General features: G+C 43.2%; 21 protein-coding genes. 18 read left to right on the top strand and 3 right to left on the bottom strand.

All coding sequences use genetic code 11. The features are described from left to right. Nucleotides 1-133 precede the first annotated feature (133 nt). The 14 genes from QXE01_01950 (at nucleotide 134) to QXE01_01885 (ending at nucleotide 11,944) form a co-directional block, all read left to right on the top strand. Nucleotides 134-430: a hypothetical protein gene (locus QXE01_01950; GenBank protein MEM4969997.1), complete on the top strand. Its 297-nt coding sequence runs from the start codon at nucleotides 134-136 to the stop codon at nucleotides 428-430. Continuing rightward, nucleotides 417-902 (top strand): hypothetical protein, encoded by a 486-nt coding sequence (locus tag QXE01_01945; GenBank protein ID MEM4969996.1) that lies wholly within the window; start codon nucleotides 417-419, stop codon nucleotides 900-902. The genes QXE01_01950 and QXE01_01945 overlap by 14 nt, the downstream gene beginning before the upstream one ends. Continuing rightward, on the top strand, nucleotides 895-1,284 hold the full coding sequence (locus QXE01_01940; protein MEM4969995.1) for a hypothetical protein: 390 nt from the start codon (nucleotides 895-897) through the stop codon (nucleotides 1,282-1,284). The genes QXE01_01945 and QXE01_01940 overlap by 8 nt, the downstream gene beginning before the upstream one ends. 91 nt (nucleotides 1,285-1,375) lie before the next feature. Beyond that, a complete protein-coding gene (locus tag QXE01_01935; GenBank protein ID MEM4969994.1) occupies nucleotides 1,376-2,341 on the top strand; it encodes a transcription initiation factor IIB in 966 nt (321 codons plus the stop codon). 213 nt (nucleotides 2,342-2,554) lie between these two features. Further along, a complete protein-coding gene (locus tag QXE01_01930) occupies nucleotides 2,555-3,349 on the top strand; it encodes a 1-deoxy-D-xylulose-5-phosphate synthase N-terminal domain-containing protein (GenBank protein ID MEM4969993.1) in 795 nt (264 codons plus the stop codon). Continuing rightward, a complete protein-coding gene (locus tag QXE01_01925; GenBank protein MEM4969992.1) occupies nucleotides 3,318-4,283 on the top strand; it encodes a transketolase family protein in 966 nt (321 codons plus the stop codon). The genes QXE01_01930 and QXE01_01925 overlap by 32 nt, the downstream gene beginning before the upstream one ends. Further along, complete coding sequence (locus tag QXE01_01920) at nucleotides 4,258-5,301, top strand: chorismate mutase (GenBank protein ID MEM4969991.1); 1,044 nt, start codon at nucleotides 4,258-4,260, stop codon at nucleotides 5,299-5,301. The genes QXE01_01925 and QXE01_01920 overlap by 26 nt, the downstream gene beginning before the upstream one ends. Beyond that, nucleotides 5,298-6,293, top strand: coding sequence for a 3-deoxy-7-phosphoheptulonate synthase (aroF, locus tag QXE01_01915; GenBank protein MEM4969990.1), 996 nt, complete (start codon nucleotides 5,298-5,300; stop codon nucleotides 6,291-6,293). The genes QXE01_01920 and aroF overlap by 4 nt, the downstream gene beginning before the upstream one ends. After that, entirely contained in the window at nucleotides 6,290-7,348 is a 1,059-nt protein-coding gene (aroB, locus tag QXE01_01910) for a 3-dehydroquinate synthase (GenBank protein MEM4969989.1), read from the top strand. Before aroF ends, aroB begins: the two co-directional genes overlap by 4 nt. After that, nucleotides 7,333-8,145 carry a shikimate dehydrogenase gene (locus QXE01_01905; protein ID MEM4969988.1) on the top strand — a complete coding sequence of 271 codons (813 nt, stop codon included), beginning with the start codon at nucleotides 7,333-7,335 and terminating at the stop codon, nucleotides 8,143-8,145. The genes aroB and QXE01_01905 overlap by 16 nt, the downstream gene beginning before the upstream one ends. Continuing rightward, nucleotides 8,115-9,287, top strand: a complete 1,173-nt coding sequence (gene aroC, locus QXE01_01900; protein ID MEM4969987.1) for a chorismate synthase — start codon at nucleotides 8,115-8,117, stop codon at nucleotides 9,285-9,287. The genes QXE01_01905 and aroC overlap by 31 nt, the downstream gene beginning before the upstream one ends. Further along, nucleotides 9,260-10,039, top strand: coding sequence for a shikimate kinase (locus QXE01_01895; protein MEM4969986.1), 780 nt, complete (start codon nucleotides 9,260-9,262; stop codon nucleotides 10,037-10,039). Before aroC ends, QXE01_01895 begins: the two co-directional genes overlap by 28 nt. Nucleotides 10,040-10,041: 2 nt before the next feature. After that, nucleotides 10,042-11,289 (top strand): 3-phosphoshikimate 1-carboxyvinyltransferase, encoded by a 1,248-nt coding sequence (aroA, locus tag QXE01_01890; GenBank protein ID MEM4969985.1) that lies wholly within the window; start codon nucleotides 10,042-10,044, stop codon nucleotides 11,287-11,289. Then, on the top strand, nucleotides 11,282-11,944 hold the full coding sequence (locus QXE01_01885) for a type I 3-dehydroquinate dehydratase (GenBank protein MEM4969984.1): 663 nt from the start codon (nucleotides 11,282-11,284) through the stop codon (nucleotides 11,942-11,944). Before aroA ends, QXE01_01885 begins: the two co-directional genes overlap by 8 nt. Before the next feature lie 36 nt (nucleotides 11,945-11,980). Here the strand turns inward: QXE01_01885 and QXE01_01880 are convergent, their stop codons facing one another. Beyond that, nucleotides 11,981-13,729: a long-chain fatty acid--CoA ligase gene (locus QXE01_01880; protein MEM4969983.1), complete on the bottom strand. Its 1,749-nt coding sequence runs from the start codon at nucleotides 13,727-13,729 to the stop codon at nucleotides 11,981-11,983. A gap of 177 nt (nucleotides 13,730-13,906) precedes the next feature. Between QXE01_01880 and QXE01_01875 the strand changes: the two genes are divergently transcribed. Genes QXE01_01875 through QXE01_01865 form a run of 3 tightly spaced genes read left to right on the top strand, consistent with a single transcriptional unit; the run spans nucleotide 13,907 to nucleotide 16,871 of the window. Continuing rightward, nucleotides 13,907-15,139 carry an acyl-CoA dehydrogenase family protein gene (locus QXE01_01875; protein ID MEM4969982.1) on the top strand — a complete coding sequence of 411 codons (1,233 nt, stop codon included), beginning with the start codon at nucleotides 13,907-13,909 and terminating at the stop codon, nucleotides 15,137-15,139. Further along, entirely contained in the window at nucleotides 15,136-16,317 is a 1,182-nt protein-coding gene (locus QXE01_01870; GenBank protein MEM4969981.1) for a thiolase domain-containing protein, read from the top strand. Before QXE01_01875 ends, QXE01_01870 begins: the two co-directional genes overlap by 4 nt. After that, nucleotides 16,314-16,871 carry a Zn-ribbon domain-containing OB-fold protein gene (locus tag QXE01_01865; GenBank protein MEM4969980.1) on the top strand — a complete coding sequence of 186 codons (558 nt, stop codon included), beginning with the start codon at nucleotides 16,314-16,316 and terminating at the stop codon, nucleotides 16,869-16,871. The genes QXE01_01870 and QXE01_01865 overlap by 4 nt, the downstream gene beginning before the upstream one ends. Nucleotides 16,872-16,903: 32 nt before the next feature. On the opposite strand, the gene twy1 is transcribed toward QXE01_01865, so the two are convergent. Beyond that, the gene (gene twy1 / locus QXE01_01860) at nucleotides 16,904-17,971 is read right to left on the bottom strand and encodes a 4-demethylwyosine synthase TYW1 (GenBank protein ID MEM4969979.1); all 1,068 of its coding nucleotides are present in this window, start codon (nucleotides 17,969-17,971) and stop codon (nucleotides 16,904-16,906) included. Between the two features lie 238 nt (nucleotides 17,972-18,209). On the opposite strand from twy1, the gene QXE01_01855 reads away from it, so the two are divergent. Further along, nucleotides 18,210-18,635, top strand: a complete 426-nt coding sequence (locus QXE01_01855) for a hypothetical protein (GenBank protein ID MEM4969978.1) — start codon at nucleotides 18,210-18,212, stop codon at nucleotides 18,633-18,635. A gap of 45 nt (nucleotides 18,636-18,680) precedes the next feature. On the opposite strand, the gene QXE01_01850 is transcribed toward QXE01_01855, so the two are convergent. Continuing rightward, nucleotides 18,681-19,616, bottom strand: a complete 936-nt coding sequence (locus tag QXE01_01850; protein ID MEM4969977.1) for a hypothetical protein — start codon at nucleotides 19,614-19,616, stop codon at nucleotides 18,681-18,683. Nucleotides 19,617-19,746 lie beyond the last annotated feature (130 nt).

The following is a 19,746-nucleotide window of genomic DNA, read 5'->3' as shown; positions in this document are numbered from 1 at the left end:
AGCAAGAGAGGAATCTAGAGTATATAAGAAAGCTCTTTGGAGATCAGGTGATAGGCTATATACCGTTATACCCAGAGGATGTGGTGGGGTTAGAAAGGCTTAGAAGACTTCTCAAAGATCTTGAGGCGTCTTCATGAGGATCCTGAATAGGATACAAATAGATCTAAAGAGAGCTAGGGATATAATAATGGATTTTATATTTGGGATGAGCACATTTGATCTATATAGAGAGACCCTCCACATAGCTAGGAGCTACAAGGACTCACTATATCTCTTATTACTCGGCGAATTCCTAGGAATACCGTTTATCTCAAACTACTATACACTAAGGCTCCTACCATATCTAGTAGGCGAGATAGAGGATTTTAAGAAGAGAAGCCTTAGAGACAAAGATATTCTTGAGGTGATCAGTGAGCATGACATACACTGAGAACAGGCTTGTCACAATAGCTGTTGGCAATATAATAACTGGTGTTTATAACTATATAGTTCTCTCACTACCCCTTGACTGGAGGGTAGTGGTTATACCTATGAACTCAGATGTATTCGCTAGCACGAGGCAGGGTAGTGTGAAGTGGGTTAGAGAGGGTGAGGTTGAGCATGGAATAGCAACGCCTTTAGGGGAGATCATGCTTAGACTAAAGATATGGCCTGGCTATAGGGATCACAGATCTATGAAGGATCTCAGAAATGCTGAGAGGGTATATGAGGTGACTATCTCGGGGCATAGTGCTAAGGCATATATTTATAGAAAGAGATACGGCTTTAAAATCCATAGAGTGTTGGGTATTCATCTATATTGCAGCGTTACAGATAGAACTATGTTAGTGGAATTCATAGGTGGAGGCGACTGGGTAGATGGTGTATTGAGAAGTATTGGGGGTAGCCAGTGCCATGTTTAGGATCAAAACTGGTGGGAGATATATCACCATAGAGATCATAACGATCAGCCCCATAATGCTTGGCCACTGCGAGCACTGCGAGATCTTGATGATGGGCTTCGGAGCTGATTATAAGCCCGAGCAGCTTAAGGAGTATCCTAAAGAGGTTCTAGAGCTCTCTACAAAGATAACTAGGTTTATTAATGAGGTGACTAAGAGGATATATGCGAGAGTATATATAATAGAGGCTCTAACCCTCAGGGGTTTGATGAAAATGCTCCTCTATAGGAGTGGAAAGCTACCTGTGATAGCTGTTAATGGACGAAAAATAGCATCGGGATCTAGGTGGGAGCCTGAGGAGTTGGCAAAGATCGTGGCTAGATATTTTATAGATCAGCCTTGAGTATATAGAACCACGAGGCGTTATATTTATAAGCTTTCTAACGAATATATATTATGCTGTGCCTAGTTGGTAATGGGGGTGTTTTTTGAATATGGCTTCCGGAGTTAACGAGGTGGCTGTAAAGGTTAGGGAAGACTCTAACCAAGAGGTTAGATGCCCGCCTGATAAAATAGTGATAGATATAGCTAGGGGAGCCTATATATGCGAGGAGACAGGGGAGGTTCTAGAGGAGAGGATTGTGGATCAAGGGCCTGAGTGGAGAGCATTCACGCCGGAGGAGAGGGAGAGGAGAACTAGGTCTGGCTCTCCCCTCGCCCCCGCGATGGAGGATATAGGTCTTGTGACTATTATAGATTATAAGGATAGAGATGCTACTGGTAAGAAGCTGGATCTTAAGAAGAAAATGGAGTATGCTAGGATAAGAAAGTGGCAGATCAGAACAAAGGTTCAGAACGCTATAGATAGAAACCTAACACAGGCTAGCTCAGAGCTTCAGAGGCTAGCAAACTCCCTTGGATTGCCGAAGGAGGTGCAGGAGCAGGCCGCGATAATATATAGAAAGGCTGTTGAGGCAGGCCTTGTGAGGGGGAGGGCTATAGAGAGTGTTGTAGCCGCAGCCCTCTACGCAGCATGCAGGATCATGAATGTTCCGAGGAGCCTAGATGAGATAGCACAATACACAAGAAGCGGGAGGAAGGAGCTGGCCAGATGCTTCAGACTCCTCTATAAAGAGCTAGACTGGAAGGAGCTGGGGCTTGAGATGCCGAAACCAGATCCATTCCACTATGTACCAAAGATAATAAGCACACTAGGTCTAAGTGGGAGTATAGAGGCAACTGCAAAGGATATCCTGAAGAAGATAAGGGATACAGGTATAGGTGCTGGGAAAGACCCTGCTGGGATAGCTGCTGCGGCGGTATACATAGCATGCCTCCTAAATAACGAGAAAAAGACTCAGAAAGAAATAGCTATGGTAGCTGGGGTGACCGAGGTTACGGTTAGAAATAGATATAAGGAGATTGTAAAGGCGCTAAAGCTAAACCTACCCCTAACATAGGGCTTCACGGTTTTATAGCATTAATATCACATATATCCTTGTTAAGCTCTATATCGAGGATCTCTCTTCACCTTTTTCCATATAGCTCGCATAAATCCTAGATCAATCATATAGTTGAGGAATTATTTATCATAATTTAGAAGAGAAAAGCTTATATACCGGTTAACTCTTTACTCATTCCGAGGTTGGTGGGGAGATGGAGTTCCAATACCAATGGGGAATCCTAGAAGCTTAGGGGATATAGAGCTCCTAGCTTCTAGGATAAGAAGTCATGTTCTGAATATGTATCTCCACGATCAATCCCTACATCTAGGATCTTCGTTAAGCTCTGTAGAAATACTAGCTATACTAATGTTTAAATATTTAAGAAGATCTAGTGATCCTATAAATAGGGATTGGCTTATACTAAGCAAGGGACACGCAGCCCCAACCCTCTATGCGGCCCTAGCAGAAAGTGGGATTATATCTATAAAAGAGCTTGAGAAGATCCATGATATATCTAGCATTCTCCAAGGACATCCAGAGATAAGCATACCAGGAGTTGATATGTCTACTGGGAGTCTTGGGCAGGGCCTTAGCTTTGGTGTAGGAGTTGCAATGGGGATCAAGATCCGAGGTGGTAGGGGAAGGGTATACGTTGTTATGGGGGATGGTGAGCAGGATGAGGGAGAGGTTTGGGAGGCTATGACACATGCTGCTGCTAAAAAGCTGGATAACCTAGTGGTGATCGTCGACAACAATGGCTTTCAGCTGGATGGCTCAACAGAGGATATAAAGCCAAAGCACTATCTACCATATGTATGGAGGATCGTTGGGTGGAAAGTTATAATGTGTGATGGACATAGCATTGCTAGCCTGGATAGAGCTATAAGCGAGGCTCTATCCTCTAACATGCCAACAGCTATATTTGCTAAAACTGTTAGAGGGAAGGGTGTTGTTGAGATAGAGAACACAAAGATCCAGAAGCCGGGTGTCGATAGTGTTAAAAGAGCTATCCTCAATGCGTGAAGCGCTTGGGAGAACCCTAGTGCGTCTTGGGGAGGTTGATAGAGACTTGGTTGTGATCACAGCTGATGTAGGTGATTCCACTAGAGCCTCATACTTCAGAGATCGTTTTCCCGAGAGATATTTCAACGTTGGTATAGCGGAGCAACATATGGTGAACTTCGCCGCAGGACTCGCAGCAAGCGGGATGAAGCCTGTTGTAGTAGGCTTCGCAATGTTTCTTATGAGGGCCTGGGAGCAGATAAGGAATACAACTGCTAGGATGAATCTAAATGTTAAGTTCATAGCCACACATGCTGGGTATAGCGATAGCATCGATGGATCAAGCCACCAGGCGTTGGAGGATATAGCATTAATGAGGGTTATACCAAATATGACTGTAATAGTACCTGCAGATGCATATGAGGTTGAGAGAAGCCTGCCAGAGGTTGTGCTAAATGGGAGGGGGCCGATATACTATAGAGTTGGGAGAGACTACTCACCCCCAATAACCAAAGATCTTGAAGAGGGGTTCAAAATCGGCAGAGCCTCAATACTTAGAGATGGAGAAGATGTAGCGATAATAGGGGCAGGCGTTGTTCTCTGGAGCGCCCTCGAAGCTTCTAAGGAGCTGGAGAGAATGGGTATAAGTGCTGCGGTGATAAACATGTCAACTATTAAGCCGATAGATGAGGAGATCATAGAGAGGTATGCTAGAAAAACTGGGGCTATAGTAACTATTGAGGAGCACAGCATATATGGAGGCTTAGGCTCAGCCGTTGCTGAGGTTGTTGTTAGCAGATACCCAGTTCCTATGAGGATGCTCGGTGCTAAGACCTTTGGTAGAACAGCTAAAACACATGAAGAGCTGATAGAATACTTTGGCCTCGGCAGAAACAGTGTTGTTAAGGCCGTGCTAGAGGTGATCAGAGGTGTTAGAAGAGATCGAAATGCTTAGGAGAGAGATAGATAGGATAGATGGAGAGCTTATAGAGCTAATAAGAAGGAGGCTAGATATAGCTATGAAGATAGGGCTACTTAAAAAGGCGAAGGGTGCGCCCATAAGAGATCTTACCAGAGAGGCGGAGGTGGAGGAGAGATGGATCCGGCTGTCCAGGGAGAAAGGTATTCCAGAGAGCCTGGCAAGAGAAATAGCTAAGATACTCATACGCTACTCTATAGCTGTTCAGACAACCCTAACCACTAATAGCAAGAGGGTTGCAGTGCTAGGATATGGGGGCATGGCTAGAACCTTAGGCGAGATGATGGTGCTCGCAGGACATAGGGTGATGATAGGTGGAAGAGATCCTGAGAAGGCTAGGGATCTCGCTGGGGCGATAGGATGTGAATATGGAGATCCCAGGGATATTATCTTGAGAAGCGATTATGTTGTGATAGCACTCTCTAGAGAAGCCTTTACCAATGGATATGTGGATAGCCTTGCCACCTATATGAAGGGGAAGATCGTTATGGATATATTATCAGCTAAAACAGGGATCTACGAGAAGATGGCCTCTGCCTCGAAGGAGCTAGGCTTTAGCTATATATCGACACACCCGCTCTTCGGCCCATCGATTCTCCCCTATGGTGAAACCATAGTCCTGATCCCAAGCGATACTGGGGCTGAGGTGCTTGAGGAGGCAATGATCTTTTGGTCTTCAATAGGACTTGTACCAGTTATCGCAGGATATGATGAGCATGAGAGGGCTATGGCGATAGTCCAGGTTATACCCCATCTCTACATGCTAGCACTATCTGAAGCTATTGAAGATCTTTCTAGGAGATATGGTGTTGAATATAGAATGTTTAGAACATATAATATGAGAAAGATTGATGAGGTTGTTGAAAGGATTAAAAATAATGCTGAAGTGATCAAGGAGATCCAAAGGTATAATAAATATGCCTCCGAAGCTAGGAGGGTAGGTGTTGAAGCATTGATAAAGGTAGCCAGAATATTCGGAGGTGATTATCCATGATCATTATTACGATAAAGGAAAACGGTGATCTATCAAGTGTTCTAGAGAAGCTAAGAGATAGATCCGCCTCTTATAGAGTAACTAGGCTATATGGCAAATCCATAGTAATTGCATGGCCTGATAGCCTGGTCGAAGGCATAGCAGATCCCTCGATAGAGAGTCTCTTTAGAGTTAAGAAGCCATATCCCCTTGCTAGTAGGGAGTGGAGGGATAGAGATACCATTGTAGATGTTGAAGGCATCGAGATAGGGGGTAGCAAAGTTGTGATCGCAGCTGGCCCATGCTCTGTGGAGAGTGTTGAGCAGATGATCGAGGTTGCTAAGGCGCTAAAGCGTCTTGGCGTCTCAATATTGAGGGGAGGGGCTTTCAAGCCTAGGACAAGCCCATACTCCTTCCAAGGTCTTGGAGAAGAGGGGCTTAAGATCCTTAAAAGGGTTTCGGAGGAGACCGGCATGCCTATAGTATCTGAGATAATGGATCCCAGGGATATTAGCCTCTTCAAGGAGTATGTCCATATGCTCCAGATAGGTGCTAGAAACTCGCAGAACTTCCCCTTATTAAGAGAGGTTGGTAGGAGTGGGAAACCTGTGCTGCTTAAGAGAGGTTTTGGAAATACTGTTGATGAGTGGCTTCAAAGCGCGGAATACATATTACTCGAGGGAAACGGATCCTTAGTCCTCTGCGAGAGGGGGATAAGGAGTTTTGAGCATGGAACCAGATTTACACTAGATATAGGTGGGGCTGTTCTTGCAAAGAAACTCACACATCTACCAATATGCGTTGATCCTAGCCACCCTGCTGGAAAAAGAGATCTGGTAGCTCCTCTAGCCCTAGCCTCAGTAGCAGCTGGTGTTGACATGCTTTTAATAGAGGTTCATCCAAATCCCGAAAAAGCTCTAAGCGATTCTGAGCAACAGCTTACTATAGAGGAGTTTAGCAGGCTAATCGATAAGCTGAGATCTGTGGCAAAAGCTGTGGGTAGGGATCTATGAGGATCTATATCTCAAAGCTATGTAATAGAGAGACAAAAATAGCTATTGGTAAAGGTTCTCTAGATATTCTGAAGGATGTGGAAGGTGAAGCTGTAATAATACATAGCAGAAAGATAGATCCCAGAAATGTGGCTGAGAAGCTAGACAATGTAGCAAGAGTTATAGGGGTTGAAGATGGGGAAAGGGCTAAGGATATAGAGAATGTCTTGGAAATCATAAGGCTGATCCATAGAACTGCCTCGCCAGATCTGGAGTGGATAGTGGCAGTAGGGGGTGGAACTGTTTTAGATGTGGCAGGCTTTGCTGCATCTATATATAGGAGAGGGGTTAAGCTGATCAACATCCCAACAACTCTCCTCGGAATGGTTGACGCAGCTATGGGGGGGAAGAACGGTGTTAATTTCGATGGTGTTAAAAATGTTCTAGGGACGTTCTACCAGCCTAACCTGGTTATATCGGAAACATCTTTCTTAGCTACACTCCCATTGGAGGAGATATTAAATGGCTTGGCAGAGGTTGTAAAGTACTGCATAACCCTTGATCGAGAGCTATGCTTCCTACTAGAGAGCAGGAGTAAAGAGATCCTGAGCCTGGATGAAAATATGATCGAGGAGATCATATATAGATCTGCTGTGAATAAGATGAAAATAGTTGAGATAGATGAGAGAGATAACATGGGTATTAGAATAGTGCTTAACTATGGACACACAATAGGGCATGCGATTGAAGCCGGTAGTGGTTTCAGAGTACCCCATGGAAAGGCTATATCGGTTGGGATGGTATGTGAAGCCCTGCTCGCAGAGAAAATGGGTATGATTGGGGGAAAGGTTATAGAGTTTCTAATTAATATACTGAGGATCTATAGATTACCCACATCAGCTAGGGAGCTCGGTGTTGATATAGATATGGAAAGGGCTGTTGAAGCGCTTAGAAGGGATAAAAAGAGGAGAAGAGGATCTATAAGGCTACCCCTTCTAACAGGAGTAGGTATGTGGCGGGGTGTAGAGGTAAAGGTAGAGGATCTTGAGGTGTGTTTAAAATCATGCCTAGAATAGATGCAACAACAAATCTCTACTGCTTAGTTGGTATGGGGATAAGCTATTCATTATCACCAGCTATACATAACCATATATTCGAACTCATAGGCGATAACTCTGTATATTTAGCATTTGATATAGCAGAGGAGAGCTTCGATATAGCTTTTAGAGGGCTTCTAGAGATATCTAGAGGGCTAAACATAACAATACCATATAAAGAGAGGGCCACTAAATATTTAGAAGAGTTAGAACCTATTGTGGAAAAGATCGGCGCTGTAAACACGGTTTATATGAAAAGAGGGTATAATACAGATTATCTAGCGATTAAACAGCTTGTTCAAGAGAGATTTGGAGGCTTAGATGGTATGAAATGCCTGGTGGCCGGGGCAGGCGGGGCTGCAAAGGCTTCTTCATACGCGCTAGGGGATCTAGGGTGTAGCATATATATAATGAATAGGACTAGAGCTAGAGCAGAGGAGCTGGTGGCTAGACTTAGAGACTCTGGATATGAAGCATATATCATGGAGAACTGTAGCGAAGGCTATGATGTGGTTCTAAACGCAACGCCAGACCCATCATATATCCCATCTAGATGCCTTAGAAGCACCCTCATAATAGATCTTGTTTATAGGCCTGTGAAGACACAGCTTATAATAGCTGCAATCGAGAGAGGAATACCCTTTATCAATGGGCTTGAAATTCTAGTGAGGCAGGCTCTCCTAGCACAGAGTATATGGCATGGTAGAGATCTTCTATATTTAGAGGAGGAGGTTATGAAATACCTATGCCGGGAAATACCTTCGGTGGAATGCTGAGAATAACCACCTTCGGCGAGAGCCATGGAGTAGCCGTAGGGGTGGTTATAGATGGTGTGCCTGCTGGGCTTCCATTAAGTGAAGATGATATAGCATTTGAGCTATCTTTTAGAAGACCTGGGAGGCTCTATGTATCTAGTAGGAGGGAGGAGGATAAGCCAGAGATCCTCTCTGGGGTCTTCAATGGAAGAACCACAGGAGCTCCTATAGCGGTTATAGTTAGGAATGTAGATGTTATCTCCAAGCCGTATGAGGAGATAAGGTATAAACCTAGACCTGGACATGCTGATCTTCCATATATAATGAGATATGGATATGAGAACTGGGACTATAGAGGGGGTGGGAGGGCTAGCGCGAGAGAGACCGTTGCAAGGGTGATTGGAGGTGCAATAGCGAAGAAGCTGTTAATGCTTACAGACACATGGATCGCTGGGCATCTACGAAGCCTAGGACCCTTTGAAATCGATATAACACCTAGCTTCGAAGAGATCCTATGTTCCCGTAATAGCCCTGTTAGAGCCTGTAGAAAGGATATAGAGAAGATCTATGAGGAGATGATAATGCAGGCTATGAAGGAGGGTGATAGCTATGGAGGTGTTGCAGAGATTGTTGTGAAGAACCCCCCAGCAGGTCTCGGCGAGCCTGTTTTCGACAAGATCAAGGCTGATCTGGCAAAGGCTGTTATGTCAATACCAGCTGTTGTTGGGTTCGAATATGGACTTGGTTTTAAAGCCTCTAAGATGAGGGGGAGTGAGGCTAGCGATGAGATCGTGCTAAGGGATGGTAGACCTAGATGGAGGTATAACTATAGTGGTGGCATTCTGGGAGGCATAACCACGGGCGAGGATATAGTGATTAGATGTGCCTTCAAACCAACAAGCTCTATTAGGAAGCCCCAGAAAACAATAGATCTTAGAACAATGCAAGAAACATTTATATCGGTAACAGGTAGACACGACCCTGCTGTAGCTATTAGAGGGGTCTCGGTGGTAGAATCGATGGTGGCCCTGGTGATCGCGGATCATGCGATAAGATCTGGGGTTATAAATCCCGTTAGAATATCCCCAGGCGATGCAGATAAGATCGAGGAAGGTTGGAGGAGGTATAGAGAGGCATGTGGGCCTTCGCAGGGATCTCGATAGTTAATGCAATCCCCAGCTGGCTGGGATCTACGATGGCTATCAACATTAAAATTGAGGTTGATGTTGAAGAAGGTAGTGGAGCACATACTAACTTAACGAGAACCATTGTAAACTATTTTAAAGAGAAGATCGGTTTGCCAGAGCTGAGGATTATAGTGAGATCCCCGCTACCTCCTGAAAGCGGGTTAAAAACAAGTAGTGCTGTAGCTGTAGCGCTTATAGAGGCTATAAAAGCTAAATATAGCTTGAAAGATATAGATACGCCAAAGCTAGCAGCTGAGCTCTCAATAAAAGCTGGTGTCTCAGTAACCGGGGCTTATGATGATGCAACAGCAGCATATCACGGTGGTATATCATTAACAAATAATAGGGAGATGAGGATCATAGATCTTAGAAACCCCCCTGACGACGTTGTAGCTGTTATCCTTGTTAGAGGTGGTAGGCCAAAAGTAGATCTAGGGTCTCTCAAGAGGTTTGAAACACTCTTCACAGAGATCTTTAAAATAGCTTTGAAGGGAGATATAATAACCGCGATGAGGCTTAACGGAATAGCTGTGGCAGAGATCCTTGGATATGATACAAAACTTATAAAGAAGGCCTTAGAGCTTGGAGCCCTAGCTTCGGGTGTTTCTGGTAATGGCCCGTCGATCTTTGCTTTAGCTAGAAAAGGTGATGAAGGCCCACTTGTAGATCTATTTCTAAGAGAGGGTAGAACTATAGTGGTAGAGCCTGTCAGTATTACGAGGTTATAGCTATGAAGGTGTATTTAGAAAGATCCAAGATAAGTGGGAGGCTTAAAGCACCAAGATCTAAGAGCCATGCTATAAGGCTTATTTTCTCATCATTGTTATCCCCTGTGGAAATAGAGGATCTTCCACTTTCGGATGATGTGAGAGCAGCTATAAGGGCTGTAGAGGCGCTAGGGGTTAGAATTAGTGGAGCTAGGTTTGAGACTAAAGATATGCCGAGGATCGTTAATGAGAGGATCTATGTAGGGGGCTCCGCAACCACTCTTAGGATCCTAATACCAATAATAACCGTGATTGGAGGGAGAGTCTATATAGATGGTGACTATACACTAAGAAGAAGACCTTTAGACGCAATAGTAGAAGCCACAAGAGATAGGGGTGTGAATATCTCGTCAACAAGGCTTCCAATAGTTGTTGAGGGAAGACTAGATGATAACTGGATCAGAATAAGGGGTTCGGAGAGCAGTCAATATATATCTGGGTATATGATAGCATTTTGCCTCAAGGAGTATGGCAATATCTATATTGATCCCCCAATAGTGTCTAAAAGCTATATATATTTAACACGAGATGTACTAAGAGATTTTGGATGTAACACAATAATAGATATAGATAAAATATCCGTAGAGAGGGTTGAAAAGCCCAGCATCGTTAAGAGAAAAGTAGAAGGTGACTACGCTTTATCCTCATTCTATGTGGCCTCGGCACTCATAACAGGGGGTTCGATAGAGATTTATGATCTACCACAGCCGCGGGATTATTTTGGAGATCATTCGATAGTGGAGATCTACAGGTCTATGGGGGCTTATAGCAGATATATAGATGGCTCTTGGCATGCTGAAGCTAGTGATGAATATAATGCTATAAGTGTTGATATAGAGGACGCCCCTGATCTCGGGCCATCTATAGCACCTGTGGCAGCTATGGCAAATGGAACAACTAGGATCGGGGGTGTGGAGAGGCTTAGGATTAAGGAGAGCAATAGGATCGAAACTATAATAAATACTCTAAGGAGCTTTAATATTAGGGCATCTTATAGAGAGGGTTTTCTAGAAATTGAGGGTCAGCGTAGTATGGATTTAAGAGAAGCTATAATAGATTGTGGAGGTGACCATAGGATAGCTATGATGGCCTCAGCGCTCGCTCTAAAGATAGGTGGTGTAATAGAGAATGCGGAGTGTGTTAATAAGAGTAATCCTAGCTTCTGGAATGATCTTAGATTGATAGGTGGTGTCCTGAGGATTGATGGTTAAAAAGCCTCTGGTAGTAGCATCGCTTCCTATAAGGACAACCGCTGATCTAGATCTAATAGACGGTATAGAAGAGGCTGACTTTATAGAACTCAGACTCGACTATATGGAGAACCCAACCCTACTAGATCCTGAGAGGCTGGCTAAGTATAGATCTAAAATTATAGTAACGATAAGGGAGACCTCAGAAGGAGGTGTGAGGGCCGTTGATGCGGTGTGGAAATCTAGATATCTCAAAAGGCTATATGAGCTAGGGATTATGTATGATGTTGAGGCATCATACCTTAAGAGATATGATGTTCCATATGAGGGTAGAATCGTATCTATACATTATATAAATAGATTACCTACAACGGAAGAGGTTATGGAAGCTATAACTAGATATGTTGATAAAGCCTATAGTGTGAAGATAGCTGTTAAAGCGTTTAAAGGTTACAGGGCTCTTCTATCATCTCTACTCGATATAGGATATGAGAACCTCTCCCTCATGCCAATCGCAGCTGATCCTATGGAGAGGCTGGCATTCGGTATTCTCGGATCCAAACTTATATATGGCTATGTAAGTGAGCCAACAGCTCCTGGCCAGCTTCACTATAAGGATTTAATAAGGATCCTTAACTGCATATTTACCATCAAAAGTGAGAACCATCTAGAATAAAATAATTATTGAAACCTTTCAGTTGAAGGAGCGAAATTACTTTCCTCCTAGGGAGAGCTTCTTCAACTCCTCATCCCTTAGAACTCTTCTGAGTATCTTTCCAACAGGGCTTTTAGGGAGCTCCTCTCTAAACTCTACAACCTTTGGCCTCTTATATGGTGCTAACTTATCCTCTACCCATTTCAATATATCAGTCTCTCTAACTTTATCCTTACACTCACTTTTAAGTACTATAAAAGCCTTAGGGATCTCTCCAACATCTGGTGCTGGGATTCCCACTACAGCTGCTTCTTTAACACATTCATGCATCATTAGAACCTCCTCTATCTCCCTTGGATATACAGAATAGCCCTTATACTTGATCATCTCTTTCTTTCTATCCAGCACATAGAAATAGCCCTCTTCATCCATATAACCTATATCCCCTGTTCTGAACCATCTAAGACCATGTGCTGTGAAGAATGCATCTCTATTCTCATCCTCAGCTGTATAGCCCTTCATAACCTGCGGCCCGGAGATCACGATCTCACCAACAGCTCCCGGAGGGAGCAAGATGGGTTTCTCTAGATCTGCTATGGCAGCATATGTACTGGGTATTGGAATACCTATGCTACCCAACTTATTCTTCCCATATAGGGGGTTAACGTGGGTTACAACAGCTGTCTCCGTTAAGCCATAGCCCTCTCTCAGAACAGCACCTGTTCGCGCCTCAAACCTCTTAGCAACCTCTATTGGTAGAGGTGCTGCTCCTGATATACAGAATAGAAGCGTGTTCAACCTATACCTATCTACCTTTGGATGATTAATTATCGCATTATAGAGGGTCGGCACTCCATGGAGAACGTGGGCTCTATACTTTTCCACACTCTTCATCAGACCCTCTATATCGGGTCTTGGAAACACTATAACAGTTCCACCATCGTATATCGAGTATAGCATGACAACTACCAAGCCATATATATGGTACCAGGGTAGGATCCCGATGAACCTCATAGGACCTTCAACAGATCTCTTCTTTCTAATCACATCATATAAGGGCTTTATCTGTTGTAGATTAGCCACTATATTTCCATGTAGAATCTTAGCACCCTTTGGCACACCTGTAGTTCCACCTGTATACATAAGAGCTGCTATATCCTCAAGAGGATCGATCTTTTCCCTATATGTAGAAGGGCTATAGCTCCTAATGAGATCAGATAGCCTTACTATCTTATCACTATAGCTTATCTTAGGCGGTTTAAGCCTAAGCCTAGCCAGGGGCTTTAGAAGAGGTGGCATATAGTCTTCAATACCAGCTACTATAACCCTCTCAACCTTTACCTCCTTCAAGGCTTGCTCAGCATTTTTATAGAGGATGTTGGTGGTCACCAGGATCCTCGATCCTGAGGATTTGATTTGGAAGGCTATCTCTCTAGGTGTATAGAGAGGATTCATTGGAGAAACTATAGCCCCTACCTTGAGGGCTGCGAAAAACGCTATAGTATATGAGGGGCTATTTGGCATGTGAAGAGCAATTACATCTCCCTTTCCAACCCCCATCTCTTTAAAAGCATGTGCAAGCCTATCACTATGATCCCCTAGTGTTTTATAGCTAATCCTCCTACCCATAAAGATTTGCGCATCTCTATTAGGATATCTCCTAACAGCTTCATCAAGGATCTCATATAGCGGAAAATATTTTATCTCAACATCTGGGGGAACCCCCTCATCATAGCTCTTGACCCATATCCTAGGCTTGATATATTTATTGAAAACCTCCTCCGAAGACAATAGTGGAGGCTGCATATCCAACCCCTAAATATTATCTTAGCTAAATATATAAAGGCATAACGTTTATGTACTTTGTATATAATTAGGTTTAATAATAATAATCTATGTGTTAATTTCACTCCTACTAATCTTAGCCTTTCTTATATGCATAATACATTTTTAGCCCTTAGCAGAGAGATATTTGGTGATGTAATGGTTTTTCCATTTGAAACACTAGAAGATCTTAGTATAAAGCTTTCAAGCGAGCATGAGCTCTTCAGAAGAAGTGTGCGTGAGTTCGTTGAGAAGAAGATCGAGCCTATAGCTATGGAGATCGATGAGAGAGATGAGATACCAAGGGATCTTTTAGAAGATATGGCTAAACAGGGATTTTTCGGCATAGGAATTCCAGAAGCCTATGGAGGTCAGGGAGAGGATCATATAAGCATGGTTATACTGGTTGAGGAGATCTCTAGGGTTTCACCGGCAGTTAGCGTTGTAATAGGAACTAATGAGCTATTCGCAATACCCATAATACTATTTGGATCTGAGGAGCAGAGGAAGAGATACTTACCAGAGATAGCGAGAGGAGAGAAATTTGGCGCCTTCGCAGTAACAGAGCCATGCTGCGGTTCCGATGTAGCGGGGATCCAGACTAGGGCGGAGAAGAGGGGGGATAAATGGGTTATAAATGGGAGGAAAGCCTTTATAAGTAATGCAGATCTAGCAGATTATATCTTAGTGCTCGCGAGGACCTCGCCCCCACCCGATAAGAGATCACGCCACATGGGGTTAACGTTCTTCATAGTTGAAAAGGGAACCCCCGGGTTCAGATTGGATCAGAGGTACGATAAGATGGGGCTTAGGGGAAGCCATATATATGAGTTAACATTGGAGGATGTTGTTGTGCCTGATGATAATAGAGTTGGCGCAGAGGATCTGGGGTTCCTCATAGCTATGGAGACCTTTGATAGAACAAGGATAGGGATAGCTGCACAGGCTGTTGGAATAGCGCAGGCCCTTTTCGAGAAAACCTTTAAATATGTGCATCAGAGGTATGCCTTTGGCTATCCACTAGCTTTCTTCCAAGCAGTCCAATTCGATCTCGTAGAGATCTTGGCAAAGATCCTTGCATCTAGATATATGGCCTATTTAGCAGCTAAACTAGCTGATGAGGGTAAGAGGGAATTCACATTTGTAGCCTCACTAGCTAAATTCTTTGCCTCAGAGGCTGCGGAGGAGATAGCTAGTAGAGCAATAAATCTTCATGGGGGCGTTGGTGTTATAAGGGAAACTGGGATTGAGAGGTTTCTCAGAGACGTAAAGATCATACAGATCTATGAGGGGACAAATGAGATACAGAGACTTGTAGCATATAGGCAGCTGATAAGGATTCTCAGGGAGAAAAACCTTATCCCCGAGGAGGTTGCGAGGTTGGTTCTATGAAGAGAGTCGCAATAGTAGGGACAGGAATAGCTAGATATGGCTATAGAACAGATGCAACACTAGCAGAGATAGCATATGAAGCTATAAAAGAAGCCCTGGATGAGGCTAGAATAGGCCCTGAGGATATAGATAGCTTTGTAGTTGGCAACGTCGGTAGCTGGTCAAGCGAGCCATTACCAGCTGTCCTCATCGGGGAATATGCTGGTCTGGTACCGAAAAACGGTATTAGGGTTGAGGCTGCATGCGCCACCGGATTAGCTGCGACTAGAACTGCTTATAACATGATAGCAAGTGGTGAGGCTAGCATAGTCCTTGTTATAGGTGTTGAGAAGATGAATGAATCTACAACCCCACAGGTTGTCGAGCTGATTGGAAGGGCTGGAAACTATTTCTGGGAATTCCAGAACTTTGGGATGACGTTTCCAGGCTACTATGCTATGTATGCCACCTCATATATGAAGAGGTTTGGGGTGAGAGAGGAAGATCTATGTGAGGTTGCTGTGAAGAACCATTACTACGGATCGATGAATCCTAAGGCACACTTCCAAAACAGAATCACTGTTGAGCAATGCATGTCCTCTAGATACGTTGCATGGCCGCTAAAGCTCTACGACTCATCCCCGATAACAGATGGAGCCGCAGCCCTTATCCTTGCAAGCGAGGACATAGCTATGAAAATAACAGATTCGCCTATATGGATAAGAGGGTGGGGATATGCGAATGGAACCTCTAATCTAAGTAAGAGAAGCGATTATATAGGTTTAGAGGCGACCAGGGTAGCTGCTGAGATGCTCTACAAGAAAATAGGTGTAGATCCTAAGAATCCCGCGAAGTACTTCGATGTAGCTAATCTCCACGATGCATTTACAATAGCAGAGCTAATGGCCTTAAGCGATATGGGATTTGTTAAGAAGGGTGAGGAGCATATAGTGGTGAGAGAGAAGCAAACATATATAGGGGGATTAATACCGGTTAACCTAGATGGAGGGCTAAAGGCTAAGGGCCATCCAATAGGAGCCACGGGAGTTGGTATGCTTGTAGAGCTTACTAGACAGCTTCAACAGAGGGTGGAGAGGGGGAGGCAGGCTCCTATAAAGAGGGGATGGGCTTTGGCACATAATGTAGGTGGTACAGGGCATTACGTATTCACAGCAGCACTATCGGTGGATAAGCCATGAGCGATGATAAGACTATTATAAAGAAGCTCCCAGAACATATAGACAGGCTTTCTGAGGAGGCTCTATCATTAATAGATAATATTGTTAGAGAGACCGGCCTACCAATATATCAAGATCCGAAGACAGGGGCTCCCATGTGGCTTGATGTGAGAGAGCTAAGGCTAAGATATGTAATACCTGTTAAAAATATCGAGGAGTTCTTCAAAGGTTTGAGGAATGGAGTGGTTAGAACAACTAAATGTAAAGAATGTGGAACAATATACTTCCCACCCCAGCCCGACTGCCCTAAGTGTAGGGTAAGGAATATGGAGTGGATCGATATAGATGGTGAGGGAGAACTGTTAACATGGACAGTAATAAATGTTAAGCCTCTCAGCTTCTCACATTTAAAAGACTATATTGTTGGTATAGTGAGAATGCCTCAAGGCTTTAATATATTGGCATGGATAAATGTAGATAGCCATGAAAAGCTCGCTCCAGGTATGAAGATGAGGTTAAAAGTTGGTAGAAGAGATCCTGAAGGCTATATAACATACTGGTTTGAACCAATATAGCTTGACACATAGCAATATATTAAGACATTGGGTTATTTAGTTGCTATAACACCATATACACTTTGGTATTCATACTCGTCTTCTCCCTCATAGTCAGGATCCCACCAGGAGATCTTAGCATTGCCATGCCTTATAAGGGGTTTATCTAGCTTCGATAGAAGAGCTACTCTGGATGGCCTGCTATGGGATACAAGCCTATACCCAGTCTCCTTTGCTAGCTCCTCCGCGAATCTTAGTATCTCTTCATGTGTAGGCATGTTATCCCTTGTAAGCCTTGTCACCGATGTGCCGATATGCATATATGCTTTCACCTCTATGAATGTTGGCATCCCTATCTCAACAAGCCTTGCAAATCCCTTGACAGCCTTTTCATCCATATTCCACCCCCTAACAGCTGTTATCCTATATACTGTGGGACATGTGAAGCTGGGGAGCATCTCTATAGTCTCCATTGTCAGCCTCCACGCATTCGCCACAAGGGGGGCTGTGAAGAATTCGTAGCCCTCTTCATCATAGGTCTCAAGGGATATATAGAGCTGGGAAGGCTCCTCATCAAGGTTAGCAAGTATATCTGGCCTTACAGCTCTTGTAACTAGAAATGTTGTTATACCCCTTCTATGATATTCCTTTATTAACTCGCCGAGCCTTGGATAGAGTGTGTTCTCACCTGTTAGGCTTATCGCAACATGCTTTGGATCCATAGCCTCTCTTATGACCTCCTCAGGAACGCCGAGAGCCTTATAGCCTGAGATCGTTCTTCTATGCTCTATTATAGACATCTCAACAATAAACCTAGGATCATCAATACTTATGAGACCCTTCTCATCCCACTCATCAACAATATCTGTTGGCCTTAATCTCCAGCAGTGCATACATGCGTTCCAACACCACTGAGTAGATACAGAGGATTGAATACATCTATGACTCTCAATACCATAAAATTTACCCTTATAGCAGAATTTACCCTCATAAACAGCCTTATGTGTCCATAAACACTTCTTAACAGCTGAATGGGAGCCTATTAAATGATACTTCTGAGCTCTAAGCTTATCATTTATCTCCTTATATGGATCCCTAACCACTTGGAGCCTTACCGTCATATCTCCTCACGTTCTACCTTACTAAAAATAAATACGTCTCAATGCTTAAAACCAAATATGAAGCTACATAGAACAGATCCTTTTCCGAAGCCGCTGAAACAATCACATACCAAGGGCTAGCCCTAGCCCATAAACAAAGCCATCAAAAAGCTATTGAAAACAATGCAAAAAGGGAGACACTTTCTAGATGAGCTAAATATTACTCTTGAAGCGGTGAGCTTAGTGGTAGATAGAGCTTATGTGTACACCAGGGAGGAAAGGCAATATATTCATTCTCTGCGAGGAGAAGTCTGAGAGTAGAAGGGGTCTTCATAAGAGAAGGAGGATAGCGTTGATAGTAAGAGCTGGAGGTATATATCCAGCATCAGGATCTAAAAACCCTGTGAAGCCCTTATACGCTGTTGGAGAGGCCTATGAGATTTTAATAGAGGGTTCCAAAGGAGATGAGCTATATGTTCAAATCGATCTCACAATGAACCCAAGAAAACATGTTAAAGGCTATATATCTATATATGATGCTAATGGTAATATATTGATAAGAGCTAAATATGAGAAGCTCAAGCTAAGGCTGAGCAAAGGATCCTCGAAATATGGTAAATTAGTTGAGCAGGTGGCTAGACATCTTAATATACCATATAAAAATGTTAACTGGATGTCTAGCTAATTCCTCTAAAGAGTAGGGCTTTCAGCTATAAACCTTCTTCACATCTCAGTGAAGAGTGGGTAAAAGATATATTGGCGTATTTACAGGAAATCTCCTCTTAATTCTATGAGGACTATGCATGAAGATTCGACTTCCACACGACATACACTTTACATCTGTAATTAAAGGTATAACAAGTATATCGCTCCTCCTAGCCACCTCTACTCCACATGTAGGACACTTGATATAGTCTGGATATATCTTTTTATTAGATTCAATTATATAGCATGTGGCTTTTCCAACACATATCTCCCTAATGATTTTTCTTATAGATAGTACATCATGTTCTTCTAGGTGTGCTGCATAAATACCTATAGGAATTGGCCTTGATGGAGTTAGATTATCGATGGCGATCCTATACTGCTCTAATATATTCTTTATACGATCTCTCATATCACTATCTAGAGGAGAGATCAGATCTGTTACTAAAATCTCTATATATATATTTCTATTAAGAGCCTTTTTCATGATCTCTGTTAACACCGATTCTATTCTAGATCCAGGAATATTCTGAGGAACCTCAATCAATATAGCGTTTAGCCCTCTAGCCTCTAATATTTCTTTAAATCCATATTTTAATAGAATATCAAACCTAGCCTTAACGCCTAGGCTAATGCCTTCTTTAGCAAGTGTTTCAGATAGGCATAGGAACCATGGCTTGTACATAGGTTCGCCTCCATGAAGAAAGATCAGATCTATATCAAGTCTCCTCCCCCTTTCTATAATAGAACTAGCTTGGATCTCGATTAAATCAAGAGACTCTTTAGCTTCATATGCCTCCGGCCAGGGACATCCTCTACATCCCTCCACCCCTAGATCGCCGGACCATATCCATAGTATGAGTGATAATCCATAAGGCCTGTAAAGGGTTAGCGGTATATACTCTAATGAAGAGAGGGAAGCCCCCATGATTTCCCTCAAAATACAGCTCTCCTTACTCATAGCTATGCCCTCCACATAATACGATCTATCTAAGCCTCATTTGAATATCCAGCTATTAGCTTCTAAGAAAATAGAGCTAGCTATTATTAAAAGTCTGTGGGGATCCTTAGAGAGGCGTTTTACATCTGAA

Source organism: Sulfolobales archaeon (assembly GCA_038897115.1).
In the GTDB taxonomy this organism is placed as follows: Archaea; Thermoproteota; Thermoprotei_A; order Sulfolobales; family AG1; genus AG1.
Note: the sequence above shows the minus strand (reverse complement) of the source record. Positions and strands in the feature narration are given on the sequence as shown.

Coding starts and splice junctions, on each gene's coding strand:
- aroF (MEM4969990.1), top strand. CDS start 5,298: ATGATCATTATTACGATAAAGGAAAACGGTGATCTATCAAGTGTTCTA.
- QXE01_01865 (MEM4969980.1), top strand. CDS start 16,314: ATGAGCGATGATAAGACTATTATAAAGAAGCTCCCAGAACATATAGAC.
- QXE01_01895 (MEM4969986.1), top strand. CDS start 9,260: ATGTGGGCCTTCGCAGGGATCTCGATAGTTAATGCAATCCCCAGCTGG.
- QXE01_01930 (MEM4969993.1), top strand. CDS start 2,555: ATGGGGAATCCTAGAAGCTTAGGGGATATAGAGCTCCTAGCTTCTAGG.
- QXE01_01850 (MEM4969977.1), bottom strand. CDS start 19,616: ATGAGTAAGGAGAGCTGTATTTTGAGGGAAATCATGGGGGCTTCCCTC.
- QXE01_01885 (MEM4969984.1), top strand. CDS start 11,282: ATGGTTAAAAAGCCTCTGGTAGTAGCATCGCTTCCTATAAGGACAACC.
- QXE01_01940 (MEM4969995.1), top strand. CDS start 895: ATGTTTAGGATCAAAACTGGTGGGAGATATATCACCATAGAGATCATA.
- twy1 (MEM4969979.1), bottom strand. CDS start 17,971: ATGACGGTAAGGCTCCAAGTGGTTAGGGATCCATATAAGGAGATAAAT.
- aroB (MEM4969989.1), top strand. CDS start 6,290: ATGAGGATCTATATCTCAAAGCTATGTAATAGAGAGACAAAAATAGCT.
- QXE01_01870 (MEM4969981.1), top strand. CDS start 15,136: ATGAAGAGAGTCGCAATAGTAGGGACAGGAATAGCTAGATATGGCTAT.
- QXE01_01880 (MEM4969983.1), bottom strand. CDS start 13,729: ATGCAGCCTCCACTATTGTCTTCGGAGGAGGTTTTCAATAAATATATC.
- aroC (MEM4969987.1), top strand. CDS start 8,115: ATGCCGGGAAATACCTTCGGTGGAATGCTGAGAATAACCACCTTCGGC.
- QXE01_01855 (MEM4969978.1), top strand. CDS start 18,210: ATGTGTACACCAGGGAGGAAAGGCAATATATTCATTCTCTGCGAGGAG.
- QXE01_01950 (MEM4969997.1), top strand. CDS start 134: ATGAGGATCCTGAATAGGATACAAATAGATCTAAAGAGAGCTAGGGAT.
- QXE01_01875 (MEM4969982.1), top strand. CDS start 13,907: ATGGTTTTTCCATTTGAAACACTAGAAGATCTTAGTATAAAGCTTTCA.
- QXE01_01935 (MEM4969994.1), top strand. CDS start 1,376: ATGGCTTCCGGAGTTAACGAGGTGGCTGTAAAGGTTAGGGAAGACTCT.
- aroA (MEM4969985.1), top strand. CDS start 10,042: ATGAAGGTGTATTTAGAAAGATCCAAGATAAGTGGGAGGCTTAAAGCA.
- QXE01_01945 (MEM4969996.1), top strand. CDS start 417: ATGACATACACTGAGAACAGGCTTGTCACAATAGCTGTTGGCAATATA.